Annotated in this window: 25 protein-coding genes and 3 pseudogenes; 14 read left to right on the forward strand and 14 right to left on the reverse strand. The window is 64.5% G+C overall.

The window, feature by feature from the left end:
* Positions 1-409: 409 nt before the first annotated feature.
* A complete protein-coding gene (locus tag GLP40_RS11250) occupies positions 410-1,141 on the reverse strand; it encodes an alpha/beta hydrolase (RefSeq protein ID WP_328290005.1) in 732 nt (243 codons plus the stop codon).
* Between the two features lie 871 nt (positions 1,142-2,012).
* Here GLP40_RS11250 and coaD point away from each other — a divergent pair.
* On the forward strand, positions 2,013-2,507 hold the full coding sequence (gene coaD / locus GLP40_RS11255; protein ID WP_154788179.1) for a pantetheine-phosphate adenylyltransferase: 495 nt from the start codon (positions 2,013-2,015) through the stop codon (positions 2,505-2,507).
* A gap of 739 nt (positions 2,508-3,246) precedes the next feature.
* On the opposite strand, the gene GLP40_RS33220 is transcribed toward coaD, so the two are convergent.
* On the reverse strand, positions 3,247-3,864 hold the full coding sequence (locus GLP40_RS33220) for a DUF3558 family protein (protein WP_196054623.1): 618 nt from the start codon (positions 3,862-3,864) through the stop codon (positions 3,247-3,249).
* A gap of 367 nt (positions 3,865-4,231) precedes the next feature.
* Here GLP40_RS33220 and GLP40_RS11265 point away from each other — a divergent pair, with 367 nt between their 5' ends.
* On the forward strand, positions 4,232-4,648 hold the full coding sequence (locus tag GLP40_RS11265) for a DUF4442 domain-containing protein (RefSeq protein WP_196054624.1): 417 nt from the start codon (positions 4,232-4,234) through the stop codon (positions 4,646-4,648).
* Positions 4,641-4,977: pseudogene (locus GLP40_RS33730) on the forward strand (dihydrofolate reductase family protein); the annotation flags it as partial. The gene GLP40_RS11265 and the pseudogene GLP40_RS33730, both read left to right, overlap by 8 nt.
* Before the next feature lie 15 nt (positions 4,978-4,992).
* On the opposite strand, the gene GLP40_RS11275 reads toward GLP40_RS33730, so the two are convergent.
* Together GLP40_RS11275 and yaaA are read right to left on the reverse strand one after the other, a co-directional pair.
* Positions 4,993-5,385 carry an ankyrin repeat domain-containing protein gene (locus GLP40_RS11275; protein WP_328290006.1) on the reverse strand — a complete coding sequence of 131 codons (393 nt, stop codon included), beginning with the start codon at positions 5,383-5,385 and terminating at the stop codon, positions 4,993-4,995.
* A 202-nt stretch (positions 5,386-5,587) separates the two neighbouring features.
* Positions 5,588-6,334, reverse strand: coding sequence for a peroxide stress protein YaaA (yaaA, locus tag GLP40_RS11280; RefSeq protein ID WP_328290007.1), 747 nt, complete (start codon positions 6,332-6,334; stop codon positions 5,588-5,590).
* Positions 6,335-6,392: 58 nt separating this feature from the next.
* Here yaaA and GLP40_RS11285 point away from each other — a divergent pair, with 58 nt between their 5' ends.
* Positions 6,393-8,141, forward strand: coding sequence for a proline--tRNA ligase (locus GLP40_RS11285; RefSeq protein WP_328290008.1), 1,749 nt, complete (start codon positions 6,393-6,395; stop codon positions 8,139-8,141).
* A 245-nt stretch (positions 8,142-8,386) separates the two neighbouring features.
* Here GLP40_RS11285 and GLP40_RS11290 read toward each other — a convergent pair whose 3' ends face one another.
* The gene (locus GLP40_RS11290; protein WP_154787855.1) at positions 8,387-8,623 is read right to left on the reverse strand and encodes a hypothetical protein; all 237 of its coding nucleotides are present in this window, start codon (positions 8,621-8,623) and stop codon (positions 8,387-8,389) included.
* Between the two features lie 385 nt (positions 8,624-9,008).
* Between GLP40_RS11290 and GLP40_RS34420 the strand changes: the two genes are divergently transcribed.
* Entirely contained in the window at positions 9,009-9,920 is a 912-nt protein-coding gene (locus tag GLP40_RS34420) for a helix-turn-helix domain-containing protein (RefSeq protein WP_154787856.1), read from the forward strand.
* The gene (locus tag GLP40_RS11300) at positions 9,917-10,108 is read left to right on the forward strand and encodes a DUF397 domain-containing protein (protein ID WP_328290009.1); all 192 of its coding nucleotides are present in this window, start codon (positions 9,917-9,919) and stop codon (positions 10,106-10,108) included. The genes GLP40_RS34420 and GLP40_RS11300 overlap by 4 nt, the downstream gene beginning before the upstream one ends.
* Before the next feature lie 99 nt (positions 10,109-10,207).
* Here GLP40_RS11300 and GLP40_RS11305 read toward each other — a convergent pair whose 3' ends face one another.
* From GLP40_RS11305 to acpM, 3 genes are all read right to left on the reverse strand, one after another.
* Complete coding sequence (locus tag GLP40_RS11305; protein ID WP_154787857.1) at positions 10,208-10,666, reverse strand: GNAT family N-acetyltransferase; 459 nt, start codon at positions 10,664-10,666, stop codon at positions 10,208-10,210.
* 518 nt (positions 10,667-11,184) lie between these two features.
* Positions 11,185-11,628, reverse strand: a complete 444-nt coding sequence (locus GLP40_RS11310; RefSeq protein WP_154787858.1) for an SRPBCC family protein — start codon at positions 11,626-11,628, stop codon at positions 11,185-11,187.
* 42 nt (positions 11,629-11,670) lie between these two features.
* Positions 11,671-11,976 carry a meromycolate extension acyl carrier protein AcpM gene (acpM, locus tag GLP40_RS11315; protein ID WP_328290010.1) on the reverse strand — a complete coding sequence of 102 codons (306 nt, stop codon included), beginning with the start codon at positions 11,974-11,976 and terminating at the stop codon, positions 11,671-11,673.
* Positions 11,977-12,153: 177 nt separating this feature from the next.
* On the opposite strand from acpM, the gene GLP40_RS11320 reads away from it, so the two are divergent.
* Positions 12,154-13,083: a MerR family transcriptional regulator gene (locus GLP40_RS11320; RefSeq protein WP_196054625.1), complete on the forward strand. Its 930-nt coding sequence runs from the start codon at positions 12,154-12,156 to the stop codon at positions 13,081-13,083.
* A 284-nt stretch (positions 13,084-13,367) separates the two neighbouring features.
* Here the strand turns inward: GLP40_RS11320 and GLP40_RS11325 are convergent, their stop codons facing one another.
* Positions 13,368-13,670 carry a hypothetical protein gene (locus tag GLP40_RS11325; protein ID WP_154787860.1) on the reverse strand — a complete coding sequence of 101 codons (303 nt, stop codon included), beginning with the start codon at positions 13,668-13,670 and terminating at the stop codon, positions 13,368-13,370.
* Positions 13,671-14,226: 556 nt separating this feature from the next.
* Between GLP40_RS11325 and GLP40_RS11330 the strand changes: the two genes are divergently transcribed.
* The 3 genes from GLP40_RS11330 (at position 14,227) to GLP40_RS11340 (ending at position 18,174) form a co-directional block, all read left to right on the forward strand.
* On the forward strand, positions 14,227-15,045 hold the full coding sequence (locus GLP40_RS11330; protein ID WP_328290097.1) for a DUF4184 family protein: 819 nt from the start codon (positions 14,227-14,229) through the stop codon (positions 15,043-15,045).
* Between the two features lie 603 nt (positions 15,046-15,648).
* Positions 15,649-16,695 carry a MerR family transcriptional regulator gene (locus tag GLP40_RS11335; RefSeq protein WP_154787862.1) on the forward strand — a complete coding sequence of 349 codons (1,047 nt, stop codon included), beginning with the start codon at positions 15,649-15,651 and terminating at the stop codon, positions 16,693-16,695.
* A gap of 615 nt (positions 16,696-17,310) precedes the next feature.
* Positions 17,311-18,174 carry an Ig-like domain-containing protein gene (locus GLP40_RS11340; protein ID WP_196054627.1) on the forward strand — a complete coding sequence of 288 codons (864 nt, stop codon included), beginning with the start codon at positions 17,311-17,313 and terminating at the stop codon, positions 18,172-18,174.
* Between the two features lie 253 nt (positions 18,175-18,427).
* On the opposite strand, the gene GLP40_RS11345 is transcribed toward GLP40_RS11340, so the two are convergent.
* Positions 18,428-19,300 carry a TY-Chap domain-containing protein gene (locus GLP40_RS11345; protein ID WP_154787864.1) on the reverse strand — a complete coding sequence of 291 codons (873 nt, stop codon included), beginning with the start codon at positions 19,298-19,300 and terminating at the stop codon, positions 18,428-18,430.
* A gap of 438 nt (positions 19,301-19,738) precedes the next feature.
* On the opposite strand from GLP40_RS11345, the pseudogene GLP40_RS35055 reads away from it, so the two are divergent.
* A pseudogene (locus GLP40_RS35055) lies at positions 19,739-19,870 on the forward strand (transposase family protein); the annotation flags it as partial.
* A gap of 213 nt (positions 19,871-20,083) precedes the next feature.
* Here the strand turns inward: GLP40_RS35055 and GLP40_RS11355 are convergent.
* The gene (locus GLP40_RS11355) at positions 20,084-20,668 is read right to left on the reverse strand and encodes a TetR/AcrR family transcriptional regulator (RefSeq protein WP_154787865.1); all 585 of its coding nucleotides are present in this window, start codon (positions 20,666-20,668) and stop codon (positions 20,084-20,086) included.
* A 154-nt stretch (positions 20,669-20,822) separates the two neighbouring features.
* Here GLP40_RS11355 and GLP40_RS11360 point away from each other — a divergent pair, with 154 nt between their 5' ends.
* Together GLP40_RS11360 and GLP40_RS34790 are read left to right on the forward strand one after the other, a co-directional pair.
* On the forward strand, positions 20,823-21,758 hold the full coding sequence (locus tag GLP40_RS11360; RefSeq protein ID WP_196054628.1) for an NAD(P)-dependent alcohol dehydrogenase: 936 nt from the start codon (positions 20,823-20,825) through the stop codon (positions 21,756-21,758).
* 123 nt (positions 21,759-21,881) lie between these two features.
* Positions 21,882-22,135: pseudogene (locus GLP40_RS34790) on the forward strand (hypothetical protein); the annotation flags it as partial.
* 286 nt (positions 22,136-22,421) lie between these two features.
* Here the strand turns inward: GLP40_RS34790 and GLP40_RS11370 are convergent.
* Positions 22,422-22,754: an anti-sigma factor antagonist gene (locus tag GLP40_RS11370; protein ID WP_196054629.1), complete on the reverse strand. Its 333-nt coding sequence runs from the start codon at positions 22,752-22,754 to the stop codon at positions 22,422-22,424.
* Between the two features lie 729 nt (positions 22,755-23,483).
* A complete protein-coding gene (locus tag GLP40_RS11375) occupies positions 23,484-24,395 on the reverse strand; it encodes an SDR family oxidoreductase (protein WP_154787868.1) in 912 nt (303 codons plus the stop codon).
* Between the two features lie 106 nt (positions 24,396-24,501).
* Between GLP40_RS11375 and GLP40_RS11380 the strand changes: the two genes are divergently transcribed.
* Entirely contained in the window at positions 24,502-25,089 is a 588-nt protein-coding gene (locus tag GLP40_RS11380; protein ID WP_328290011.1) for a TetR family transcriptional regulator, read from the forward strand.
* Between the two features lie 415 nt (positions 25,090-25,504).
* Here GLP40_RS11380 and GLP40_RS11385 read toward each other — a convergent pair whose 3' ends face one another.
* Positions 25,505-26,323: a sterol desaturase family protein gene (locus GLP40_RS11385; protein ID WP_328290012.1), complete on the reverse strand. Its 819-nt coding sequence runs from the start codon at positions 26,321-26,323 to the stop codon at positions 25,505-25,507.
* Between the last annotated feature and the right edge of the window lie 618 nt (positions 26,324-26,941).

The raw sequence follows: 26,941 nt of genomic DNA on the forward strand, positions 1-26,941 counted from the left end.
GGTACGCGAAATCCGGCGCGCCGAAACGGAACCGGGAACCTCACGTGGCTTCGGCCACGGGTTGCCGGAGAGCCGGATGCCGCGAAAGCTGGCCCGTTCGGTTCGGAAGGTGGCATGAGGAAACGGACCGGACAGTGAAACCGGCACCGCGCCCCATGGCGACGTTCATCATCGACCGCCGTGGTCGCCGACCGTCGCACATCATGACACCAACACCAGCCGGACCCTCACCGACGTCGATCCGGAGACGCGCCGTGCCCCGACCCGGTACCGCCGATGGCCGGTACCGGGTCGGGGGCGGTTGTGCATCTGCTGGTTACCGCCATCGAGGAGGGTCGGGACCTGTCCTCGATGAGCGGCATCCTGGCCGACAGCTCTTATCGTCTGCCGCCGGCCCGACGGCCCGGCCTCACTTCAGGTGCCGGGCGAAGAACCGGCTCCCTTCATCCGCCTCGGACGCTGGAACGCCGGTATGCCCGCCCATATTGGCGTGCAACGCCTTCTCCTTGGAGCCGAGGGCGTCGAACAGGTCCAGGGCCAACTGTCGGTCATTTCCTTCGTCATCCCACTGCAGCAGGACCTGCAACGGAATGGTGACCTGCCGGGCCTCCTCGAACATGCTGCGGGGCACGAAACTCCCCGCGAACAGCAGGGCGGCCGAGATGCGCGGCTCGACCACCGCCAGCCGGATGCCGATGGCGATCACGCCTCCCGCGTATCCGACCGGGCCGCCGATCTCGGGGAGTGCAAGGAGGGCGTCCAGGGTGGCCCGCCATTCCGGGACCGCCTGTTCGACCAGCGGGAGGATGAGCCGGTCGACGATGTCGTCGTCAACCGGCTGACCGGCCTGCAACGCCCGGCGCAGGTCGGCGCGGGCCTGTTCGGCGGCGGCGGAATGGGGCCGCTCACCGCTCCCAGGCAGCTCGATGGTGGCCGCGGCGAAGCCCTCCGCCACGGAGTGCCGGGCCCGGGCCACCAGTCGGGGGTACATCTTGTGCAGTCCGCCGGGGTGGCCGAGCAGGATCAGTGGGGTTGGTGCGGATGCGGATGCGGGCGTCCACAGGATGCCGGGGATCTCACCGAGGGTGAAATTGCGCTCGTAGATACCGTCGTCGAGGCGCTGTTCGGAAATGAATTGCACGGTCGTGCCTTTCGGGAGTGCTGTTGAACGGCGCTCCCGGACGACCTATCGCCCGACCGTGACCCCGGAGGGGAGCACCCATGTCGATACTGCGTTCACGGGTACCACCTCCTCGTTCTCTGGCACGGCCTTCAGGAAGGTAGCAGTGGTCGCCGTGGCCCGCCAACTGGTTTTCGCGGAGGCGCGGTGGGGGGATGCCACGGACCAGTCGTTTAGAGGCAGGCTGCGGCGCCCGCCGCGAAGGCGGTCACGCTCGGCCCGGCAAGATCCGACCGAGGTACATCACGCTCATCGGCAGCAGCGGACGTTCTGCACCGCACCAGGTTCCGGCCACCGGCGCCTCATGCTGGCCGTTTCGGTCAGCACGGTATGCGACTTCTTAGAAAGTGGTGAGTAGGGCTGGGTCCCGATCAGGACTCGCGGCAAGACCGACAAAAGGTGCTGGTGTACATGCTGGGTCGCTCATCGTCGAGTCGAGCCCGACCCAGCTTCGGTAGCGCAGGCCAACGAACAACACAGGAAGCACATTCCCCATGTATGTCGAGAGTGGAAAAGTTGAGCACATCGTCACCATCGCGGCATCGTTCGACTGGACCTGGACCGAGGAAGACCTCACCCCCTCTGCGAGGCGCCCGGGTGGGAAGGGGCTGTCAGCCGAACCAAGCGCATAGCCACTCTCCGCACCGATCTCTTATCAGCGAAGTCCCAGGCGTATTGGTGCGACTGGGACCAGGGCTGCATTGGTGAGCTATGCATGGTCGTCACAGACAATTCGGGTGAGAGGTGCTGTGGGGCAGCATGTTCGGGCGTATCGTGCCGATTTGTGGGTGGAGGTGGCGGTCGGTTGACCGATCGGATCAGGTTGGGTGTGTTGACGCGGGTGGTCTGCCCGGGCTCCTTCGACCCGGTGACCGAGGGCCATCTGGACATCATCGGCCGCGCCGCGACGCTGTTCGACGAGGTGATCGTCGGCGTCGGCAAGAACGTCGGCAAGCGCGCGCTGTTCACCGCCGAGGAGCGGATCGCCATGATCCGCAAGGTCACCGGCGAGTATCCGAATGTCCGCGTCGAGGCCATGGACGGGCTGCTCGTCGACTTCTGTGTGCAGCACGGCGCGCGCGCCATGGTGAAGGGCCTGCGCGCGGTGAGCGACTACGAGTACGAACTCACGATGTCGCAGATGAACCACCGCCTGTCCGGTGTGGAGACGTTGTTCGTTGCCTCCGATCCGGAGTACAGCTACCTGTCCTCGTCGCTGATCAAGGAGGTTGCGGCGCTGGGCGGCGACGTCTCCGGGCTGGTTCCCGATCATGTGCTCGCCCAGCTCACGACGCGACTGGCTGAGCGCAAGGCGAAGTCCGATTGACCTCCTACCCGCAGTATCGACTTCTCTGAGCATCGTGCTGGCCGCCGACCTCGAATCAGCACGTGATCTTTGCCTACCCAATGGTCGGTCCGATCGGCGCGGTATTCGGCAATGCAGTGCGTTCTCGCCGACGGTGCCCACACCTCATCCGCAGACTTACCGCGGACCGCTACCCGGCACTCCTTCGCGCCCATTTACTTTCGCCTCCATCCGTTGTGGCGGGACGCTACAGCGCGGCACCCACTGAGATCCGACAGCTGGGACGCATGACGTTGGCGAGCCACCTCCCGCTCATAGACAGTTCCGTGCGGTTGGCCGCGGCCACGCCGGTCCGAACAGCCCCGTAAGCGGCAGAACAGTGCGTTCTCAGTGAGCTGCAATCGGCTCAGAGGCCTTCGAGGCCGAGGGCCTTCGCACGGTAGACGAGCGCGTCCATCGCCCAGTGGAGGCTCGGATTCGGATCCATCCCCGAGCCATCACGCAGCGCCTTCACTGCTTCGATCCGACGTCCTTCCCGCAGCAATCGATCGAACTCGGCACGAGCCTCGAACGTTCTGTGCCTCAGGTGTCCGGACGTGGGGAACGTCCTCCTGATGCGCTTGTCGGGCTTGGTGTCCCATCGGGGTAGGAGGACGTTTCATGGTAACGGTAGTGGCGTGTCCCGGGGTGATCGCAATCGCAACGTGCGGGCATTCGGTTGGCCGCGGATGTGAGCATGGTCGTCGTCGAAGCTTTGTGGTCAGCGGCTGCCGATGCTCGGTTCGAGGATGGCCGCGATGTTTTGTGCGCTTGCGCAGGTGTTCTCGTCGGCGTTCGTGGCCTCGACGGTCATGACCCCGGTGGCGGTGCGGAGGTTGACTTCGCAACCCAACATGGACTTCGGGCCGACATACGCATCACGACCGTTGATCTTGGTGACGGTAGGCGCGTGCCCTCCTGGGCTGTTGGCAACCCTCTGCGCCGAGGCGAGGTAGGCGTCATAGGTCCGGATAGGCGCAAGAGCGCTGGGATGCTCGAGATACAAGCTGCCATAGCCGCTCAGAGGGGAGATCTCGCACTTCACCGAGTAGTTGGTCAGGGTTTGAACGACCTTCTTGGTATCCGGATCGAACCCGGCGCTTCGAATCGTTCTGTCGCTGATCTCCTTACATGGATCGAACATTCCCGTCGGCTTGTCCTCCGAGGCCGAACAGCCACTCACCACACCGAGCGCGAGACCGGCAATGATGACGCCGATCATCTTCGTCCGCACACATACCCCGTAAATACCTTCGAACACAACGATTTCGGCCACCGCAGCTGACCCGGCTGCAACTGTACCGACCGTGCAGTCCTTGACTTGATTCGCCCACGACATCCCCCCTTCCCACCGCCGCCCACGACTGAGAGCCCGAGCGCATCGCCGAGAGCGCGTTCCGTCAACGGCTGTACGAGGCTCGGTCCCTCGATCTTCCGAGAAGATTTGATGGTCGACTCGGTCCACGCGGGTTGCGGCAGTTGAGGTTAGAAGATCATCCGAACGGATCTCGTGCACGAGATTCGGAATGATCGAAAGTTGCCTGCGCGGTGCGGCGTTGGAAATGATGGGGCCCCAACGACTGCCGAGATGAAGCTGTAGACAGGATCCACTGATGTCGAGGCCAGCAGAGCCCCACACGTCCGATCTCACCGCTGGGCGAGCGGGCACACAATCGCTGCCCGGCCCGCGAGTGCTCCGTCGGATCATGAACATCTACCCGCCACTCTTGGGTGCCGGTGTCCGCGTCACGCATATCGCGGACGACTGGACCCGCGTAGAAGCTACGCACAAAGTTCGCCGATGGAACCGCAACCCGAACCGGGCAGCCTTCGGCGGCACTTTGTACGCGATGACCGATCCATTTTTCGGGCTCATGGCACGTGGTCAACTCGGAGCCGGCTATCGCGTTTGGACCAGTGGCGCGAGCATCGAGTTCATCGCACCCGGCCGTGAACTGGTGACCGCCTCCATGTCGCTCCCGCTCGATGAGGTCGCGACGATCCGTGCCGTCACCGACGATGGCAGCAAGTCGATAACCACGCACACCACTGAAATCGTCTCCAATACAGGCGTTCTCGTTGCACGAGCCACTCAGCAGCTGTACGTGCGTCGCGCCAAGTAGCGACCTCACAACGTCGTTCCACTTTCTGAACGCATCGCCGAAAGAGGCATTGACGCGGGCGCTCGAGGCCGCCGACGGCAAGGACGTCCGCAGCGGCGGGGGAGTGGCCACGGTCCGGGATTTCCTCGACGCCGATCTCATCGACCAGATGCCGATCTCATCGACCAGATGCCGATCTCATCGACCAGATGCATGTCGCGGTCGCGCCGGTCGAACTCGATCACGGCGAACGGCTGTGGACGACCCCGGACGAACTCACCGACCGCTTCCATCTGGAGCGGATCCCGAGCCCGAGCGGGGTGGTTCACCACTTCTTCTGGCGAAGGTGACCGGGCGCGCTGCCCTTACTTGTCGAACAGCGCCAGGTACTTGGTCTGTCCGAACATCTCGGCCGCGTCCCGGGCGGACGGGTTTCCCGCGTTCGGGTCCGCGCCGGCCGCGAGCAGAGCTTGGACGATCACGTCCGAGCCCTTGAACACCGCGGCGGACAGCGGAGTCTGGCCCTTCTCATTGCCGAAGTTGGGATCGGCCTTGCGTTCGAGGATGGCGTTCACCACCTCTGGGTGCGAGTAGTACGCGGCCAGCATGAGCGGCGTGTCGCCATTCTCGTTGGTCAGGTTCACCGGCACCCCGGCGTCGAGGTACGAGCCCAGGGCGGCGGCATCGCCGCTGCGCGCCAGCTCGAAGATCTTGCTCGCCAGCTCGAACACTTCCGGATCCAGGTCTTTGGGTTCCACCAGGCCACTCTATCGAGGGGAAGCGGCGTGGCCGGACCAACTTTCGTAGATGACCGCCTGGGGTGTCATCCGGTGCGTGTGAATGCCCCTCCTCATCCTTGTGCGCTTTGGTCGGGATCCCTCCCATCGCGGTGGATTCCGGCCGACAACGTGCCGGAATGACAAGAGGGTCTGTCGGAATGACGGAAGAGTCTCCCGCGCCTCAGGACGTGATGATGTGCAGCTCGGTCGGCGAGGCGATCTCGGTGCGCAGCCCCGACTTCTCGGCCACGCGGGCCAGCCCGTCGATATCCGACGGCTCCGACCGGGACAGCACCAGCGCCCGAGCCAGCAGGCCCTTGTGGTGTTTGTTGAAGTGGCTCACCACGGTTCGTCTGCCGTCCGGTCGCTCGGTCAGCACTGTCGCGGTGACCGCGCCCGGGATGCGGCCGAGATTCTGGTAGGTGCCCGACCGCAGGTCCACCACCAGGTGACCGGCCGCCTCGGCGCGCAGCGCCTGCGGCAGCACCGGCTTCCACAGCGATTGCAGCGTCGGCAGGCCGGGCAGCTTGGAACCGCCGGAAAGCCGGTAGGCCGGAATCCGATCGCCCGCGCGTATCACCCCGAACAGCGCCGAGCCGATGCCCAGGCGGGCCTCCGCCTTGGCGCGCTGGGCCTTGGTGAACCTGGCCGCGTCGAGAGCGTCGTAGAGCACGCCCGTGTAGCGGTCCAGGGCCGGGCAGGTGGCGGAGGTGCGCAGGGCGGCATTGCGCGCGATCTCGGTCTCAGCCCCCTTGCCCAGTCCCAGGGCGGCGCGCGAGGCGTCGGGATCGGCGGCCAGCCCGATCAGCTCGGCGACGAGTTTGTCGCGCACCGCTGTGAGCTGCGGCATCGCGAGGGAATCCAGGTCCAGGGGACCGCCCGAACCGCCGTCGGACTTGGTTTCGGAGGGAGGCAGCAGCACCAGCACGAGCCAACACGGTAATGCCTTGTGAGCTGTGTGCGAGCAGGGGCTACTGTGTTGAGCCGTGATCACCCGCCTCTCCCACCTGTTCCTGCGCACCCTGCGCGACGACCCCGCCGATGCCGAGGTGCCCAGTCACAAGCTGCTGGTGCGTGCCGGATACGTGCGTCGCATCGCGCCAGGCGTCTACTCGTGGCTGCCGCTCGGCCTGCGCACGCTGCGCAAGGTCGAGGATGTCGTCCGGACGGAAATGGACGCCATCGGGGCGCAGGAGATCTCGCTGCCGGCACTGCTACCGCGCGAACCGTACGAGACCACGAACCGCTGGACCGAATACGGCGACGGCCTGTTCCGGCTCAAGGACCGCAAGGGCCAGGACTACCTGCTCGGCCCCACCCATGAGGAGCTGTTCGCGCTCACCGTGAAGGGTGAGTACAACTCCTACAAGGATCTGCCGGTCACGCTGTATCAGATCCAGACCAAGTACCGCGACGAAGGTCGTCCGCGCGCGGGCATCCTGCGCGGGCGCGAGTTCATCATGAAGGACTCGTACTCGTTCGACCTCGACGAGGACGGGCTGAAGAAGAGCTACAACGCCCACCGCGAGGCGTACCAGAAGATCTTCGACCGGCTCGGTGTGAAGTACGTGATCGTGGCCGCCACCTCCGGCGCCATGGGCGGCTCCGCGTCGGAGGAGTTCCTGGCCGACAGCCCGGTGGGTGAGGACACCTACGTCATCTGCCGCGAATCCGGTTACGCCGCAAATGTGGAGGCCGTGGTCACCGCCGCGCCCGCCGAGATCCCGATCGAGGGCCAGGCCGAGGCCGTCGTCCACGACACCCCCGACACCCCGACCATCGCCACCCTGGTCGACTGGGCCAATGGCGCGAACGTGCTGGGCCGTGAGGCCACCGCCGCCGATACGCTCAAGAACGTCATGGTCAAGCTGGTCTATCCGGACGGCAAGACCGAGCTCCTCGGCGTGGGCATTCCGGGCGACCGCGAGGTCGACGAGAAGCGTCTCGAGGCGTCGGTCGAGCCCGCCGCGGTGGAACTGCTCGACGAGGCCGACTTCAAGGCCAACCCGTTCCTGGTCAAGGGCTACATCGGCCCGAAGGCTCTGCTGGCCAACGGCGTTCGCTACCTGGTCGACCCGCGCGTGGTCTCCGGCACCAGCTGGATCACCGGCGCGGACGAGCTCGGCAAGCACTACGTCGGCCTGGTCGCCGGCCGTGACTTCACCCCCGACGGCACCATCGAGGCCGCCGAGGTCCGCGACGGAGACCCCTCGCCCGACGGCCGCGGCGTCCTGGAAGCCGCGCGCGGCATCGAGATCGGCCACATCTTCCAGCTCGGCCAGAAGTACACCGACGCCTTCGAGGTCGACGTGCTGGGCGAGAACGGCAAGCCGGTCCGCCTGACCATGGGCTCCTACGGCATCGGCGTCTCCCGCATGGTCGCCGTTCTCGCCGAGCAGATGCACGACGACAAGGGCCTGCGCTGGCCCCGCGCGGTCGCTCCCTTCGACGTCCACGTCGTCATCGCCAACAAGGACGACGCCGCCCGCGCGGGCGCCGAACAGGTTGCCGCCGAACTCGATTCACTCGGCTTCGAGGTCCTCCTCGACGATCGCACCGCCTCCCCGGGCGTGAAGTTCAAGGACGCCGAACTCCTCGGCATGCCATACATCGTGGTCGTCGGCCGCGGCTGGGCGGAAGGCAAGATCGAACTCCGCGACCGCTTCGCCGGCACCAGCGAGGAACTCCCCGCCGACACCGCCGTCGCCTCGATCGCGGCCAAGATCCGCGGCTGACACTTTCTACAACGAAACCCTGAGTGGCGCATCATCTTCCGGTGATGCGCCACTTTCCTCACCGCGTCCCTTCGTTGTCGGGTCGCCAGATGTTCCAGCCCCGACCGGGCCCGCGAACCATCTCCGTGACGGCGTTCTCGTAGTACTTCTTCGCTTCGCAATCATTCGCGCAGGCCATGTGCCGTTCGAGGCCGCTCTTCGCGTCGGCGAGAGTGGCGGGACGCCGGTAGGGTGCGCGGTGCCGATTACGGGTCACACGTGCCACAACCCGGCTCCATCCGACTCGCCGGAAACCGAATGACCCTCGCGGACGTGATCTTCTCGGCGTCGATCTTGATGATCTGCCCCGCCGCCATCTTCCGCTCACACATCGCGGTGACGCAATCATGGTGCAGAACAAGCGATTCCATCGCTTCAGTGGACGTCATCGCGGGTTCCCGGTCCCCGACGTCGCAGCTTTCCAGCCTTTCGTAGATATCCACGGCCCATTCACCTCCCGACGCCCGCTCAATTCTTATCGCCCACGGCGGTGGCGGCCATGGTCTCTTTTTTCGTACCGACCGGAATTTCTAATATCCTCAGCGAGGCAGGCGGTGGAGACCACTGCCCCAACCAATGTCAAGATCATCAAAGCCCAAGCATCCCACGGCATTGCGACTCCTAGTTGCTTTCTGATGAATTCCCCGGCGCGGCTGATCTGGTGTCGTCGCCAGGTGCTGACTGCTTGTGTCGCTGGGTGTTGTCGTGTTGGTGGATACCAAAATATTGTCTGCGAACCGAGCGCGGTGCTCAGTTCGCGGAATAAGATAGATGTGCAGAAAGCACGTGTGCGCGACGAACATTCACCTTGATTGTGAGGCTAACGAAGTGGTCGGATCTGCGAAGACATCCGTTTCCCGGCTGGATTTCGGTAATTTCATGCAACGACTCCGCAAGCGTGCCAACAAGAACACGACCGTCGCCGGGCTGCACTTGGGTGAGGTCTCTCGCTTCGTCATCGGACGACTGGAAGACGGGACGCCGACGAAGCTCACCACACCACAGATCGAAAGCCTGCTCTGGTTCTACGACGCCACCGACTGTGAGCGGGAAGAGGCGCTGACGCTGTGGGCGGATATCAAGCGGCAGGAAAAGGTCGCGCGGGCAGAGGGTGGTGCGAAAGGGTTCTGGACCGAGTACACAGACCAGGTCGCACCTAACTTCTCGAAATTCCTGCGACTCGAGGAACTCGCAATCAGCATGGTCGCCTACCACCCGACGATCGTTCCGGGCTTGCTGCAGGGGCCGGACTATCGGCGCGTGATCGTCCTCATCGACAACCCGGGGCTGTCGGCCGTGAACGTTGAGCGCCGCCTCGAGCTCACGGCGCTGCGACAGAACCGACTGAACGAGAAGGATTTTCGCGTCCGCGTACTGATGTCGGCCGCAGTACTCCGGAATCTGGTCGGCGGCACGGCCGTCATGTCAGCGCAACTGCGGTGGTTGGCCGATATGAGCGAGCGCGAGAACGTCAGCATCCGCCTCATCGACTTCGGGGTCGCGTCGCATCGAGGGCTGACGATCCAACCCTTCACACGCCTCGAGTTCGCGCCTGGTGTGAGCGGTCTGACGAAGGCGCCGGTCGTATATGTCGAAGGCGCCTTCAGTATCGGCTACCACGAGCGGGAAGACGTCGTGACGAAGTACGACGAGGCGATCGCCGCTCTCGAAGCGGTAGCGTTGACAGAAGCCGGCACCAAAGACCTGCTGGTGCAGACAGCGAAGGAGTATGCGGCGTGAAGAATCCGCCAAAAGGCATGTGGTACAAGTCGAGCAGGTCCGATGGGGGGAACGCCTGTGTCGAGGTCTGTCACACGGCAGCCGCCACGCTGGTCCGAGACACGAAGGACAACGGCCGCGGTCCGATCCTCGAGTTCCCGGCCGACGTCTGGACCGACTTCATCGACAGCGGCATCTGGAAATGCTGACGAACCGGTAGAACCACGAAAATCCCCCGGCGGAATGTCGGAACGTTCCAGGGTCCGGTTCAGGGGAGATTGCGATGGGCTTCTGGATCGCCCGTCGAATCAGAGCCGCTTGCTGAGCAGGCGACGGCCGTCGTCGTGGAAACCGCGTGCGAGGTAATAAGCGAACAGATGCCCCACATCGCGACCGTTCGGTGCTACGACCAACTCCAGACACGGGCAACCTCGCTCGCGCGCCCACTCGGAGCTGTCCTCGATGAGTCGACCTGCCAGCCCGCACTGCCGTGCCGTCGGCACCACGAACAGATCGTCGAGTACGGCGATCAGCCCGTTTTCCAGACCGAAGCCGGTGGTGGTGACGGCGTAGCCGAGTAACCGATCCCCTGAATCCGCCACGGCGACTCGCGCCGCGGGCGATGCGAGCAACGTCGCGAGGTTGTTGCCCAACTCCTGCTCGTCGATGGCGAAACCGTCCTCTGTGTAGAACGCGACGGCCAACGCTGACACGGCGGCCAGATCGACCGGGTCGGCGGCACGCACGGTGGGAGATGAAATCGTCATACCCGCAGTACATTCGGCCGGTCCGAATCGGACAACCGAATTTACCTACCGTGCTTACCCCGGAACCGCTCGCAAACCGATTGCTCGCCACGTCGGATGTATTCATGCCGCAATGTCAGAGCTCCAGATACCGGGTCCGCGTCGCGCGGCTCCATCTCCCTCAGTGGCGACCGAACCACGCCCGCGCCTGTTTCAGCCGTGTGGTCTTCTGCCGGACCGTGCCGCCCGCTCGTATCGAGCGGGCGGCACCCTGTGGTATTCAGGCCACGGTATCTGTGCGAGGACGAGCGCATTCACATCGCCGACCGGTAGTGGGAAAGGTCGGAATCCACACGGCCACAAACGAATTGGGAATGCACCCGGCGCGATCCGCCGGGAGATCGCGCATAACGCCACCGTTGAGCCGGGCCGGACAGGCGATCTGTCGCCGGCCCGCCCGCACCGAAGCCCGCCGGCGCAGGCCGAAGATCTCCCAAGACCATGCGGCGGCAGAATCTTCACGTCCGACTCGACTCAGGTCAGTGGTGGATCGCCTCGCCGAGTCGCGGCAGAACGAGGCGCTTCCAACTGCGCTCCATCGCGTTGCGTACCATTTTCTGTCGACGATCTTCGATGTCGAATCCTGTCTGCGTCAGCAGAAGTCGTGTACCACGACCCTGCGGCTGCAGCGTCCAGTCGACAATCCACCGGGCGGGATACTCGGCCCGCGGATACATCCAGCTGTACGTCAACTGCTTGCACCGCCGGGCTGCCAGCACCTCGCAGATGATCTCGTTGATCGATGAGTCCGGGATGATGAATCGAAAGTGGGTTCCGACCGAGGCGGCGAACCCGGTCGGTCGAAGCAGCCACCGCTCCAGCAGATCCGGCTCTGTCAACGCGCGCCATACAGCGTCGGGTGGCGGTCGGAAGAAGCTGCCGAGCTCGACTGCGGCGGGATTCAACCGCGGATCAGCGATCATCGGCTCACCACCTCACCGAGGCACGAGACCGCCCCGAGCTGCTCAATTGGCCTGGCCTTCCTTGTATTTCGCTTCCATCTCCGCCGCGAGCCGCGGCTTCTCGGCCTCCATCTTCTGGACGTAGGCAACCGCGTCGCCGACGGTTCTCAGGCTCGCAAGATCCTCGTCGGGGACCTTCACGCTGTATTTATCCTCGAGTTGTACGGCGATCTCCACCAGCGACAACGAGTCGATGTCCAGATCGTCGACGAAAGACTTCTCGATCACCACCTCGGCGGCGTCGATACCGGTCACCTCCTCGACGATCTCCGCGATGCCGGCGACGATTTCTTCTTTCGTGGCAGCCACGAAACACCCTCCTCGGTGTGACGACGTATACGTAGGTCTCCACCGTCCTCCGCGACCGCTGTTTCGGCTGTCGGCGGCGGACGGCAGTGTCAGTACGCTAAGAGCTCCAGTGGGGTGGAGGTTCAATAGGTTGTGACGGACGGCACACGATCCGGTGTGCTGGTGAGCATCGGGGAGTTGGCGCGCAGCACCGGGTTCGCGGTGCGAACGATCCGGTTCTACTGCGACGAAGGAATTCTGGAATCCCAGCGCAGCGCAGGCGGGCATCGGATGTTCGACGCCGACAGCGCCACCGAACGACTGCGATTGGTGCGGCGGTTGCGTGCGCTGGGTATCGGGCTGAGCTCGATCATCGATGTGCTGCGAGAAGAGCGGTCGATGACAGAGGTCATCGCTGCCGAAAGTGCGCGGCTCGATATCGAATTCAGGTCAGTGGCATGGCGGCGGGCATCACTGCGGGCCATCGAGACGGTTGCGCCGGCGCAGCGGGCCGAGCGGCTCGCCTTGCTGGCCGCCGCGCAGGACGGTGGTGCGGTACACGATTGCCTCGTACGGTTCTGGCGGCGAATCCTCGCACCCATACCCCGGCATGAGATCGACAGGTGGGTGGGCTGGAATGTCCCGGAGCCACCGGCCGATCCGTCCATCGACGAGGTCGTCGCGTATGCCGAGCTGGCGGCTATCGTCGCTGATCCCGATATGAACAATGTTGTGCGACAGCAATACTGGCGAAGTCAGCCGGAGCTGATCCGCGACGATCACGGATTGTACGTCGAAGTAGGCGACGTGTTGACGGACGTTGTGCCACTTGTATCGGAAGGCGTGCGACCGCACGCCGGAAGCGAACTTGATCGATTCGTCAACGCCCACGCTCACGCGCGAGGGGAACGTGATTCCCCGCGCTTCCGCGAGCAATTATTGATCGACGCAACCGATTCCGACCACCGGGTTCATCGTTACTGGGCTCTGACAGCACGGTTCTTCGGAACTCGTGTCAGTGTCGGACGAGCCCACGACTGGGTGTATAACGCGTTGGCTCACCCCACCGATGTCGCCGATGCACAAGCACAGCACCACCGTTCACTTCCATCAATTCGCGAACGCTGATCCGCCACCGACGCCGCGCGGCAGGCCTGGCCGCGCGAAACTCTAATGGCGATTCGCGTGGTTCGAAGCGGCCACGGAACCGGCCGACTAACACACGGACATGGTGAGTTCTGTACGACTGCCCGAATCGGGCTCACTACCCCCCACCGATCGGTCCGCTTCCCGTTAATTCTGCTGTCCTAGTGCAGATTCAAGGGCCAGTCTTGGGATGTGGCGAACGGGCGAGGGTTTCGCCGGTGTGATGCGATGGCCGCGGCCCGGCGCGATGCGCCGGGCCGGTGGGATCAGTTGATCATGAAGCTGCCGGCCATCGGGGGCGTGCCATCGGTGCCGGCGGCCACGGTGCCGATGGGATCGCCCGAGCAGTCGATGCTGGCGTAGAAGGTGGCATCCTGGTCGGTGCCGTTGGACACCACCGTGGTGCTCAGGTCGGTGAGCAGGATGCGGACGCACCCGGTCGGATTGACCAGGACCCGACCGTTGGAGACCAGCGTGCCGGTCGCCGCACCGGCGGTTCCCTGGACGAGGACCGCCACCATCCCGGCCACCGCGGCAGCGCCCAGAACTCCGGCAATACGCAACTTCATTGAATCCTCCGTGGTGAATCTGCGCCCGACGACTCGGGCACCGTGACCCTGGCAACCTACCGCCGTCCTCGCACCGCGATGTAGCCGCCAGGAAACGACTGTATTTCGTCATTCGGCCGATAGCCGCCCACACCGAAGCACTATGACCTGCACCTGTGCCTTCGTATCGGTCACCGAATGGGCCGGTGGCCATGCTCATCACGCGATTCGAAGCGGCCGCGGCACCCGCAGACGAACGCACCATCACACCGAATGTCATGTGTTCGCCGAACGGTGTGTGCGTTGCCTCCCGACGCGCGACTCATGACTTTCGAGTCACCCGGAGGTAGCGCCAAAACATGTCGAATGCCGAGCCTTTGAGCTCGGGCGACTCCCCCGGAGCGCCGCACACTGATCCTGGCCTGGATCGAGCCCAGCCCCACCACCGGTCTCGGAGGAGCAGAGTTCGGGTGTTGCATGGGCGTGGAAGCGATCTCGGACGCGCCGATGCGCAGGTACGACGGCATTCGTGGACGCGTCCCCGAACGGGTTGAAACGACAGTGGATACACTTGGCCGTGCCGCTCACCTTTCCGTCGCATGCGTTCGCAGTGCTCCCGTTGAAAATCCGGTGGCCTCGTCATCTGGATGGTGTCGCGTTGGTGGTCGGCTCAGCGGTTCCCGATGCCTCCTATCCGGTGGCAGGGTTCTTTTCGATGCCGGAGACGCATGCACTACCGGCGTTGCTGTGGTGGTGTCTACCCATGGGAATCGTCGCAACGGTCGTGATCCGTTGGGGTGCCGCGCAGATTGCCGCACATCTGCCACGGCTGGGGTCGTTCGATCTGCCCGCCTATGGCGTACTCGGTGCCGTGCGATATCGGTGGTATGTCACGGGATACTCGATTCTGATCGGTGCGTTCACTCATATCTTCTGGGACGGGTTCACCCATGATCCGGCCGGCGGGCATGGCTGGGGAGTAGCCAGATTTCCCGTGCTGTTGCAGCCAGGTCCGCTCGGCAGGCCCTGGTGGTACCTGCTGCAGCAGACATCGACCCTGGGCGGTGGGGCACTCGCGGTCGGGTTGTTCTACTACATCGGCCGGCACGGACTACTGCGAGCCTGGCACGGTGACCCACCGCCCACCCGGCGCGCACCGAGGCGGTTCTGGCTGGCGGCCGGACTGGTCGCCGTGTTGACCTTGTCGTTTATTCCGCTGATGCCCTTGGCATTCCAGCCGTTCGTGTTGGGAGTCCGTTTGCTCTATGTAGGGGCGCTGTCGTTGCTGGCAGGCGCAGCGTCGATGCGCCTGGCAGGTCGCGAATCCCACAACGCCGACGCCAACAAACCAGACCTCGGCGTTCACGGTCTCGAAGACGACATGCCAAGGCGATGAGACCTCGGGACTCGCCGTATGGGCGGGCACACCGGCATCCCGGCGTCCGAGGCGGATGAAGGAAGCCGGTTCTTCGCCCGGCATCTGAAGTGAGGCCGGTCGGTCGGGCCAGCGGTAGACGATAGGAGCTGTCGGCCAGGATGCCGCTATCGAGGGCAGGCCCCCGGCCTTCGCGATCACTGTGGCCGCAGTCAATGCACTCTCGTGCCGCATATCGCGCTGACCGAACCGGCCAGCGCGGGGTGCCGTCGGAACGTGGTGCGGTGCGTAGCGTTGGAGCCAAGGGGGTGCTCTCTTGGTTGCCGAGTTCCGTAATCAACTGTGCAGGGGAAGGATTCGTTTCTGCCAAGTGCGACGAACATCGATGTTCCACATCTCGGGCTCGCGAGTTCGGGTTCGTCGTCGGTGAGGCACGCGAACCGTTCGCATAGCCATGAGACCGACTGCGGCTCAGTCGAATCCACTATTGCAGATGTACGGCCATAGGCAACCAGACTTTCACCAACATCAGAAGGAACCTCGTCAGCGAAGAATCGCTTGACTGGGTCGAGGCAGGGCCAGGACTTACGCTAGAGCTCCACCGGGGTGGAGGTTTAACAGATCGTGACGGATAACACGCAGACGCGCGTGCTGGTGAGCATCGGGGAGTTGGCGCGCAGCACCGGGATTGCGGTGCGCACGATCCGATTCTACTGCGACGAGGGCATTCTGGAATCCTGCCGCAGTTCGGGCGGGCATCGGATGTTCGATGCCCAGACCGCGACCGACCGACTGCTGCTGGTCCGGCGGCTGCGCACGCTCGGCCTCGGACTGGGCTCGATCACCGATGTGCTTCACGCACAGCGGTCGATCGCCGAGGCCATCGCCGCCGAAAGCGCGCGAGTCGATGTCGAATTCAGGTCGCTGGCCTGGCGGCGGGCATCGCTGCGGGCCATCGCCGCGGCCGGCCCGACGCAACAGACAGAGCGAATGGCGCTGCTGGCCGCTGTACAAGACGGCGACGCGGCATACGATTGTCTCCTCCGATTCTGGCGGCGCATCCTCGCACCGATACCGCAGCGCGAATTCGACATCTATGTGTACTGGAATATCCCGGAACCGCCCGTCGATCCGTCTGTCGACGAGATTGTCGCGTATGCGGAATTGGCGGCTCTCGTCTCTGATCCCGAAATGGACAGTGCGGTGCGACAGCAACTCTGGCGGGGTCGATCGGAGCTGATCCGCGACCGCCGAGGCCTGTACACCGATGTGGGTGACATCTTGGTGGACGTGGTGGCACTGGTCATGGAAGGAGTGCTGCCACACGGCGGCAGCGAACTCGATCGATTCGTCCACGCCCATGCCGGCGCACGAGGTGAACGCGATACCCCTAGTTTCCGCGAACAATTGCTGATCGACGCCACCGACGCCGACCATCGAATTCGTCGTTACTGGGCCCTGACCGCGCTATTCCTCGGAACTCGCGTAACTGTCGGGCAGGCCCACAACTGGCTGTTCGACGCCCTGGCCAGCGGCACCGAGGCAGCCGACCGACCAGCAGCTCAGCTATCCGCACCCTCGATGGGTGATCTGATCAGTTCCGGCAACGAGCACGACAGTGCACGGCGCCGCGCTGGCCGGCGAGCCGAACTGCTGCGGCAGCTCCTGTAGCACCGGCTCACATCTCGACTCGCCGCGAGGCTGGACCGCAGATGAACGCACTGTCATGGCGCACCTCGAGCACATCCGCCAGCCTGGTCGTGAAGGTGGACGTACTCCAAGGCCGCAGCCCCGCGCTGACCGAACCGGCCAGCGCACGTCTGGGGAAGATCAACTCGCCGAGACAATCTCGGTGTACGTCCCACTGCCCCCAAAGCACTGAAATGCCGAGCTTCGTGCGCTGGTCCTGACCTTGCGGATCGGAGGGAGTCCACTGGCGGGGCACATCATGCAAGGCGGCGTCGAGCTTGCTCGGGCGCGATGAACATTCATTCATCGTCGCCCGCTACCCGACGGAGGCAGCGCCGCCGATCGATCGCGATTTCGGCGGAGATCCGCAGTTCACCGCGTATGCGGTGGTTGTGGATGCTGTTCGGACCAACCCCGAGAGCACAGTCGGTCCGTTGATCCCCATGCCCCGTGTGCCCGTCGATTCCCAAACTGACTCACGATCATTTCAGAAACTGGTCCACCGACCACTTCGCCGTGATCTAATGCTGCCCAACTCGGGTGCGACAACACCTCGACGACCACGTCAAGGGACACCCGACATATGTGGGAGAAATGATGGTGGACAGTAGTATTCGGCGCACGGCCGGTTCGGTGGCCGCGTTCGCGGTGGCGGCCGGTTTCGCGGTGGCGGCGATCCCCGGCACGGCCTCGGCCGCAGCGGGAACAACCACCTGGACCGACGGGAACAGCAAGTTCACCCGGACGGTCTCGGACACCAACCCGATCGCGGGCGAAACTATCACCGTCACGACCATGTTCGAGCGGACCGGCATTCCGGTCGAGTACATCTACTCCGTCAAGGACATGCACCCCACCTGCCTGACCCCGGTCCCGGGCTCGGGCAAGATGGGCGGCGACCAGGTCTCGCTCGACACCTCGGCCCCGGACTCGGTCAGCGCCTCCTTCAGCATCATCAAATACCCCGTGTACCCGAACATCTCGCCGAAGTCCCAGACCTTCGAGGTGCAGTACACCGTGGGCGTCAACTGTGCCCGCGACACTCCGCTGCCGACTTCGATGAGCTACACCGGCTCCCTCGGCGCCGGCAACTACACCGACAAGGGCCCGGCCATCACCGTGTCCAGCGACGCCGTGTCGACCACCACGCTCGCGACGGTGAGCGGCGCCCAGGTCAACCAGGCCGTCACCCTGCAGGCGACCGTGTCCCCGGCGGCCGCGGGCGGCACCATCCAGTTCAAGGCGGGCGACCAGGTTCTCGGTGACATCCCCGTCGCCGCGAACGGCACCGCATCGATCGTCTGGACCCCGGGCGCCGCGGGCACGTACAACATCGGAGCCACCTTCTCCGGCCGCACCGGCGTAGCCGGATCGACCACCACCCAAGCGGTCACCGTGGCCGACGTCCCGACCCCGACTCCGACCCCCACCCCGAAGCCCAGCACCGGCTCCTTCGGCTGATCGCCGCACTCGGCACGCCGTGACCACTGTGGTCGGGGGCCCCAACTCTCGACCACAGTCACGTACAGGCGATGCCGCAGCGCAGGCTGCCAAATCTGTTGCGATAGTGCACGTTCAGGCCGTTGCCGAGCCAGATGAGTCATTCGCACAACAAACTCACACCCGGCAACCCGCCGACCGAACGCCTTGAAATGCCGAATGTCGTGCGGTCAGCAAAGTGGTGGCGCCCGATGCATGGGGTGGCGGCAGTTGGTCAGGAATTGCTGCGAGTGAGTCCCAATTCGACGTCGAGGTATGTCATAGTGCCAGGTCCCCACGAGGAGAAGGTGATTTCGTCCGGCCCGGCGACGCCGAGGACGTCTCGGAACGTGGCGACCGTTCGGTGAGCAACATCGCCCAAGGTCGTATGCCACCACGTGCGTACTCGCGGACCGATCCATCCCGGGTGCTCGACGCCGTAGGCTTCCTGGGGTGCCCATTTGCAGCCGAGCCGCGTCATCCGCTGATGAAACTCTTCTCGAGTGAGTCCAGCCGATTCCCACATGACCGATTCATTGGCGATGGCGAAGTTGTGGTTGATGAACTGGTTGAAACATTTGTCGCGGTCCGGGCCCGGCGCCGACATCGTCAGCAGCGCGCCCTGCGGGAGTGTGGTGAGCACCCATTCGAAACGCTCGACGAAATCCCGCCATTCGAGACATCTGTTGGGCGCACCCCGGTCACTGGGACGATCCGCTGCTACTGACGTCAACTTGCGCGTGATCCCATAGAGCGCCGCGACCGGGCCGTGACAGTCGAAAGTGCTGTAGCGCAACCGCTCCGGTGTCGCTCCCAGCCCATCACGCAGAACCTCGACAACCGCGGCGGCGATCCTCGAGCGGCCCGCTGGGTCGTCCGGCCAGTAGGTGCCCCATTGCAGTGCTGTCTCGGGGCGCCGGGCAACCCGCTCGCGTGCTCGACTGTCGGCCGGGTACGCCAGCTCCTCCGCAGTCCATCCTTCGCTGGCTTCCTCGGCCGTGGTGACCCATCGCGGTTCGGGGTTCCACAGGGGCAACTCGGATACGACGCGCTTGCTCGATTCCGCCTCGATATAAATTGCCACAGAGTTCTTTCGATGTGATCGCATCACGGATAGAAGACGGTCCCGGACGTTGTGGTCGGCGGGAACAGGAATTTTGATCTCTGCCTCGTCTCCGGCGGCGCGGAACAGCCACCTCGTAGCCGGTCTCGGCGTCGCGGAGCCGAATTCCTTTCCCCGCGCGCGGTTCTGCCTCGACAAAGTTGAACAGGTGCTCCGGCATGTCCTCGAGCACCCGCGCCCAGCTGAATTCGGTCATCGCCCACTCCTCGATCCATCGTCAGCGCGAACAGTACTGTTCGGTACCGACATGGCGGCAAGACCGAGTGTCGGGATAATGGCTCTGTCCCTCTCTTGGTGGTGGCTGCGCGTCTGTGACGGCACGATGTTTCGGTGCGTGAGGTGAATGTGCCTGCCGCCATCACCTTTTCAGGGTTATGGCCATTGGTGGTCGAGGATGTGGTCGATGAGGGTGAGCGGATCCTGGTGCGGGCGAGGACTCCGGGCGGTTCGGCCGCTTGCCCTGGCTGCGGAACGGACTCTGCACGGTTGCATGCCTACCATCACCGGACCGTGGTCGACGTTCCGCTCGACAGCCGGGCGGTGGTGCTGCAGGTCCGTGTTCGCCGCCCGGTGCGCCTGACATTGAACTGCTGCAGGACATTTCGAGAACAGGTTCCCAGCGTCCTGGATCGTTATCAGCGTCGCACTACGCTCAACCGCCGCCGTATGTCTTGGGCGTGGACCACCTCGCCGAGTCGGTCGCCCGTGTGGCCGAACGGCGCAATCATGCGCGTGAGTACAGCCGGAACACATCGGCCGACTACACGGTCAGGGGCGGGTGGAAGTGCCCGGGTGGAAGTCGGGGGTTCCGGCCTGCTGGATGATGGCGGCGGCGAGACTTGCGTAGTTGGCGGCCATGTCGCGGGCGGGGAGAGGTTGGTTGTTTGTGAGCCACCAGGTGACGGTCTGCACGAACATGCTGCCCAACAGTGTGGCGACCAAGTTGTCCACGGGTGTGGGGAGGGGAAGATGGGTGGCCGTCATCCCGGTGACCGTGTCCTGAATCCGGGTGGCGAACCACCGGCTGCCCTTGGGGCCGAGCAGCGCACGATATAGATGCGTGAATTGGGCGACGTGCTCGAAGAACAGCTCGAGCCGCCGCAGTCGGTCGGTGTCGGAATCGCTGTCGCTGGCGTCGGTCAGGGCCGCGGCCGCCTCGTCGAAGATCTGCTCGACCAGCTGATACTTGTCGCGGTAGTTGCGGTAGAAGGCGGCGCGGCTCACCATGGCCCGCTCGGTGATCTGCCCGACGGTCACGCGTTCGAATCCGTGCTCCTCGATGAGATCGATCAGCGCCTCCCGCAACAGGATTCGGGTGCGTCGCACGCGAACGTTCTCCGGTGAGCGAGACAATTCATGCTCCTTGTCCGCTTCGAGACGACTCGGCGGGTTTGTGACTGTCACCGCGCCGCCCCGGAAGCAAGCATTGATTGCGGACAGTATGACCAAGAAGAGACAACATGTCTCGGACATAAGGAGTTCGTTGAACCACGCAACTTCACAACTGATGCGCGCCGCTGTATACGACCGCTACGGCGATCCGGAGGTGCTCTCGGTTCGCGATGTGCACCGCCCGCAGCCGGGTCCGCGGCAGGTGCAGGTGCGAGTGCGCGCGACTGCGGTGAATCCGGTGGACGCGAAGATCCGTTCCGGTGCAATGAAACTCATGTCGGGACGCCGCTTCCCCAAGCGGACGGGCGGCGAGTTCTCGGGCGAGATCACCATGCTCGGCTCCGGCGTCAGCGACCTCGCCCCTGGAACGCAGGTCTGGGGCTTTCTCGGCGAGGTTTCCGGAAAAGCTGGGTCGGCGGCACAATACCTCGTCGCCGATGCCAGCTCGATCGGTCCAGCGCCGACCACGATCGATCCCGTAGCCGCCGCGGCACTGCCAACCGGCGGCGTGACCGCGCTGCTGGCCCTGCGGGATACGCTGAAAGTGACACCCGGCCACCGGCTGCTTGTAGTCGGGGCCAGCGGTGGTGTGGGTAGCGCGGCCATTCAGCTCGGTGTCGCGTTCGGGGCGGAGGTGACCGCAGTTTCCAGTCCAGCCAACCACGATTTGTGCCAGCATTTGGGTGCCACCAAGGTTTTCGACTACGCCGACCCTGCCGCCGTCAGCGGCCGGTTCGACGCGATACTCGATTGCCACGGCACAGCGCTGGCCACCTACCGCCGCCTGGTGCGCCGCGGCGGCAGAATGCTGAGCACCGATCCGAGCGGCATGAAATACGCCGTGCTCAGCACCGTGCTGCCCGGACCACGGGTGCGGATGATCATGGCCAAATCCCGCCGCGCCGATCTCGTCGCACTCGCCGAATTCGTCGACTCCGGGCGACTTCAGCCCGTTATCGATGACGTCTACGCGCTCGACGACATCGCCAAGGCGCATCAGTTGGCCGAGACCGGGCATGCCCGTGGGAAGCGGCTCGTCACCATCGACTGACCGGACCCGCCAACGGGTACGAGGCGATCTCCAGAGGACTCCTGTGTCTTGCTCGACTCGAGCGCGCAGTCGGCGGACGTGCCCCGATCCAGCGGTCGTGGGATTCCGGATCGGTGATCGCCGGTGGTCGATCCGTCGCTGGGGATGTCGCGGTTGACGTGGTTGTCGACCGGCCCGGTGGAGGCTTCCGCGGCTGCGGCTGCGGTGAAGGCCGAGGTCGACAAGCTGGGGTTCCTGCGCGGGCTGGGCCGACACCCTGGACATCTCGGTGCTGCCCGCGGAGCGGCGGCGGTTCCTGGCCACGATGGGCCGCCGCCTGACCGGTCAAGCACTGGAACGGCGGGATCCCCAGCGGCGGTATCCGATCCTGCTTGTGCCACGCCTGAGAGCGTCCGGCCCGGTAGGTGCTTTCCAGGCGATGGCCGATGACGCCCTCGATGTCGTGCTCGGCGGCGACTTCCAGCATCCGCTGGACCGGGATGTCCCGGTTAGGACAGCGGGACCGGGCCATGGGGCAGTCCCAGCCGTTCGAGGTGCTCACGGCGTTCCAGGTGGGTCACGAGTGGCCGCTGTACCGTCGGCGAACCGCTCCGATGACAACACCGCCGGAGTGGACTGCCGCATGTCGGCGCACACAGAACTCAGGTGTCTTGTGTAGCTGTCTCAGGCGCGCAGGGCTTCCTCGACGCTGTGGTAGAGCGCGAGAAACTCTTCCAGACCGGTGATTTCGATCGGACGAACCACCGGCCGGTTGCTGTCGACGACGATACGCAAGGGCTGCTGCAGTTTTTCGGCACTGCGACTGACCTCGAGAAGAGCCGCGAGGCCATGGCCGCCCAGGAAACGCACGTCGGTCAGATCCAGGACACAGAACCCGCCGCGAGTGCGGGCCAGGCAGGTACGCACTGCCTGCTCGAGCTGCGCGCGGGTAGCGATGTCGACCTCACCACGTACCGTCACGATCGCGACCTCGCCGGCCATCCGATGTTCGGCCACCAGCTCGGAAACCGCCGACTCATCATTTCGGTCAGTCATAGACAAGACCCTAAACCTCGGCCATCAGCTGGCAGCACCGGCCCGGCCGGGCACGAATGGATCGTGCGACCCATCCCAGCGGCGCTGCCACACCTGCGCGCCGCAGTCGCGGGGCCAGCCCATATGCCGAATTCTGTTGGATTTTCGACGGATTCGACCAAACGACAACTGACCCCGCGGGTCCGTGCCCGTGCCTTGTCCGGCAGGTAGCGTCAGGACGATGTGTCGAGACCGGCCTTGACGGGCTGCTCCGGCGACGACCCCATCATCGACGCACCATAGATTCCAATCCTGTCACCCCGACTGTGTGGATGAGACACAAGAAAAGGTCCTGACCATTTCATATGGTCAGGACCATTCTTCTATTCGGGGAGGGCGAGAGTACACGTCATGATGCGATATGGCCGCGTGCCGAGAAGGACCACAACAGCGGGATCCCCCGGCGGTCGATTACTCGGCACCCAACGTCCAACATCGCCGCATACCGCGCTGGCCGAAACGGCCTGGCACCGGGCATCGGAACATGAAGTGGCCGTGCCGATCTGAGGATGGCAGAACGTCCGCTACCGCCGATTTCAGTGTGGTTTGCAGAACTGCCGGTCGCGTAGGCTCACCACGCAAAGCTCACGTCTTCGGAGTGGACCGTAGGAAGCGCCGAAATATGATTATCGCCGAATAGCCCTCGAACATTCAGGCCACGTCGAAGTAGTGGCCCTCCTCCAGATCTTCGAGGAGACCGGGATGGGTGGGTTTCCAGCTCATAACCTCCCGGGTGAGAGAGCTGTCGGTCGGATTGTCCGCGCCTGCGATGAAACTCAGGAAGCCGAAGTGCTCAGCGGCCTGGTCCGGCTCGATGGGGGCAGCGGGGAGCCCGAGGCGGCGGCCGATAGTCTCGGCGATCTCCCGGAACGGGATGCCTTCGTCGCCGACAGCATGCAGGCGAGTGCCCGCGGGTGCGGATTCGACAGCCAGACGGAACAATTCGGCCGCATCCAGGGTATGGCAGGCAGGCCAGCGGTTCGCGCCGTCGCCAAGATACCCGGCCACGCCCGTGCGGCGCGCGATGCCGATGAGGACATGGGCGAAGCCGTGGTGGTCGAGGTGACTGTGCACGATGGGCGGCAGCCGCACCATCGACGACCGGACACCCCGCCCGGCCAGTCCGATGACAAGGTTCTCGGTCGCCACACGTGGCGAACTCTCCGCTGCCACATCGGTTTCCAGCCCGGGCCTGTTCAGGCCCAGAGAGGCCAGCAACAGCGTCCCGGAGGCAGCCGTGAATGGCTTGCCGCTGCCGGCCAACGCGTCCCCGATGGCCTCTGCGACGCGCAAATCCGTCGCCGCCGCGCCCGCGATATCGCCGGAGACCAGGGCCTCATGGTCATAGGCCAGGTGCACGACGCCGTCGGCGGCCGCGGCGGCCGTGGCCAGAAGCTCGAGATCGGTCAGGCTGCCGCGGACGACCTCGACACCGCGGGCTTGCAGCACAGCGGCGGCAGCGTCGGAACGGGCCAGACCGACGATCTGGTGACCGGCGGCCCGCAACGCGGGGACGACGGCGGATCCAAGATGACCGGACGCACCGGTGACGAATACACGCATGGGAATCACTCCGGGTAGAAGGGAAGATGAGTCGCTGATGTCAGGTTCTGACATCAGGTTACGCCTTCATGTCAGCTCCTGTCATCACCTCGTGTAACATCGAGTCGTGAGCCGGTGGGAACCCAATGCGCGCGGCCGCCTGGAGACGGCGGCTCTGGAGCTGTTTCGTGAGAACGGGTTCGATAGCACCACGGTCACCGAGATTGCCGCCCGCGCCGGACTGACCGAGCGCACCTTCTTCCGCCACTTCGCCGATAAGCGCGAAGTGCTGTTCGGCGGCTCGCAGCTAGTGCGAGACCTGCTGATCTCCAAGGTCGGCGCGGCTCCCGCCCATGCCACGCCCTGGGCTGCGGTGGTGTACGCGCTCGAGGAGATCGCGGCCGAGGTCTTCGAACCGAGACGGCCGCTGGTGCTGCAACGGCAGGTCGTCGTTGATGCCAATCCCGAACTGCGGGAACGGGAATTGATCAAGAGCGCCACCTTCGCCGCGGCCATCGCGGACGCACTGCGGGACCGAGGCGTGGCCGACACTGCGGCGGAGCTGGCCGGTCAGGCGGGAATAGCGGTGCTGCACACCGCCTTCGGGCGATGGACCCGCCAGGACGGCGACCGTGAACTGTCCCGGTTCATTGGCGAGACAGCAGACGAGATGCACACACTCACCGCGCGGGAAAGCCCCACCGGACGTCGATAGCGAGTGCGCCTCTGCGCACCCTCAGCGCCTGACACAGCTGAGCCGTTGCATGTCGGCTGGTGACGGGGCCGGCCACGACCAGATCCGGTGTCAGCGTCGCATGGGTATCCAGCGCCCGCTGAACTCGAGTGCGCGCTCATGCCGAATGTCGTGCATCCTGTTCCGTTGATCTGGACAGCGCGGCAGACTGCGAGGGCCAGGATCCGTACGTGCTCCATGAGATAGGCAGGGTCACATACGCGGTGGATGTAGCGGCGTGATTCGACTGGACTTGGGCTGGTCCGGATCTGGAGAGATTCCCGCAGCGAAGGGTGGGGCGATTGCGCAGTCCTCACCGTGCTCGCGCAGGCCACGGCCTGCGCCTGTGTCTCCCGACTCGGCCGCGAGATTTACGGTTGGGCGAGCTCCTTCGGCACTACGTTCGCGTGGTGGTCCTCGGGTGTGCCGGAGCGGCGGGCGGGCCGAAGACGGCGCGCAGCACCGTTTGTGTGCCCGGCGCCTGGCCGATGTCGGCCAGCATGGTGATGAATTCGTGGAAGTTCGTCTTGATGGGGTTGAAGGTTCCGATGTTCTTGGTCAGGCCGTAGGTGATGGGGCTGGTTTCGTGCGCGTAGCTGCCGAAGATGCGGTCCCAGATGATGAGGACGCCTCCGTAGTTCTTGTCCAGGTAGGGGTTGTTGGAGCCGTGGTGAACGCGGTGGTGGGAGGGGGTGTTGAAGACGTATTCGATCGGTGTGGGCAGGAAGCCGATGCGTTGTGTGTGCAAGGGCCACTGGAAGATTGTGCTGGCGAGCTGCCAGAACAGGATGATGAACGGTGGGACTCCGATCACGGCCGCGGGCACGAACGCCGCGTTGTGCAGGAAGGTGGCGAAGGGCATCAGGGCGGGCATTCGGAGTGCGGTGGACATGTTGAACTGCTCGCTGGAGTGATGCACGCTGTGGGCGGTCCAGAGGATGCGGACCCGGTGGTCGGCTCGGTGTCCCCAGTAGTAGCAGAAATCGGTGGCCACGAACGCGGTGATCCAGGTCCACCAGCGGTCGGCGGGCAGGTGAATCGGCGTCAACGCGGCGGCGACGAGGACGAACGAGAATGGGACGAGCAGGTTCTCCAGCGGGCCGGTTGCTTTGCTTGCGATGCCGATGACCAGGCTGTTCATGGTATCGGGGCCATGGAATCCGTTCTTGCGATCACTGCCCGCGATGTGACGCCAGGAAATCCATTCGGCGGTCACGAGGACAAGATATGCGGGTATCGCAATCGTGAAGATACGAGCGTAATCCACCGTTGGGGTCCTCGTCGGGTGTGTGTGGCGGGTGCTGCAGGAGATCGATTCTCGGACGCGCGGACCTCCCGCAGGGATTGTGCTGCGGGAGGTTTCGGTGACGGCGAAACGGCTCGGAATCCCAGTTCCAGCTGGGATTTCGATTATCCGGACCCGATGCCCCAGCAGGGGCCCAGGCCGCATCGGAGGATGTTGTCGAGGTAGGCCGACCCGGTCGACGATCCTGTTGCCGACACCGTCGCGGGCGAGGTCGAGTTCCCAATCGGTGCGGCGGGCTGAAGGGTAATCGGTGCAGCAGCTACGGCGGCGCCTTTGGCTGCGGCCAGTCCGGCGAGAAGCGCTGCGGCGGCGAGTGATGCGCGAAGCATCGTTCGAGTGTCAAATTTGGACACGGTAGGTCCCCCAGCTAGGTAGGTGCAGAGGTTCCCGAGGCTATCGACTGTGAAGCACTTATGTTTCATATTGTGTGCCCCGATTTTTCGGGGCACTGTTCCGGCTGAAGGTCCCCCAAGACCTGAACGACCAGCGCGCGGACATGCGCATTCAGCGAACACACTGTTTGCGCGC

Origin of the sequence: Nocardia aurantiaca, from assembly GCF_009708175.1 — a bacterium.
In the GTDB taxonomy this organism is placed as follows: Bacteria; Actinomycetota; Actinomycetes; order Mycobacteriales; family Mycobacteriaceae; genus Nocardia; species Nocardia aurantiaca.

What these genes read in the sequence shown, in the direction of transcription:
- GLP40_RS11360 (WP_196054628.1), top strand. Translation starts at nt 20,823, where the DNA reads ATGCGCGCCGCTGTATACGACCGCTACGGCGATCCGGAGGTGCTCTCG.
- GLP40_RS11305 (WP_154787857.1), bottom strand. Translation starts at nt 10,666, where the DNA reads ATGACGATTTCATCTCCCACCGTGCGTGCCGCCGACCCGGTCGATCTG.
- GLP40_RS11265 (WP_196054624.1), top strand. Translation starts at nt 4,232, where the DNA reads ATGAACATCTACCCGCCACTCTTGGGTGCCGGTGTCCGCGTCACGCAT.
- GLP40_RS11340 (WP_196054627.1), top strand. Translation starts at nt 17,311, where the DNA reads ATGGTGGACAGTAGTATTCGGCGCACGGCCGGTTCGGTGGCCGCGTTC.
- GLP40_RS33220 (WP_196054623.1), bottom strand. Translation starts at nt 3,864, where the DNA reads ATGTCGTGGGCGAATCAAGTCAAGGACTGCACGGTCGGTACAGTTGCA.
- GLP40_RS11345 (WP_154787864.1), bottom strand. Translation starts at nt 19,300, where the DNA reads ATGCGATCACATCGAAAGAACTCTGTGGCAATTTATATCGAGGCGGAA.
- GLP40_RS11375 (WP_154787868.1), bottom strand. Translation starts at nt 24,395, where the DNA reads ATGCGTGTATTCGTCACCGGTGCGTCCGGTCATCTTGGATCCGCCGTC.
- GLP40_RS11310 (WP_154787858.1), bottom strand. Translation starts at nt 11,628, where the DNA reads ATGATCGCTGATCCGCGGTTGAATCCCGCCGCAGTCGAGCTCGGCAGC.
- GLP40_RS11325 (WP_154787860.1), bottom strand. Translation starts at nt 13,670, where the DNA reads ATGAAGTTGCGTATTGCCGGAGTTCTGGGCGCTGCCGCGGTGGCCGGG.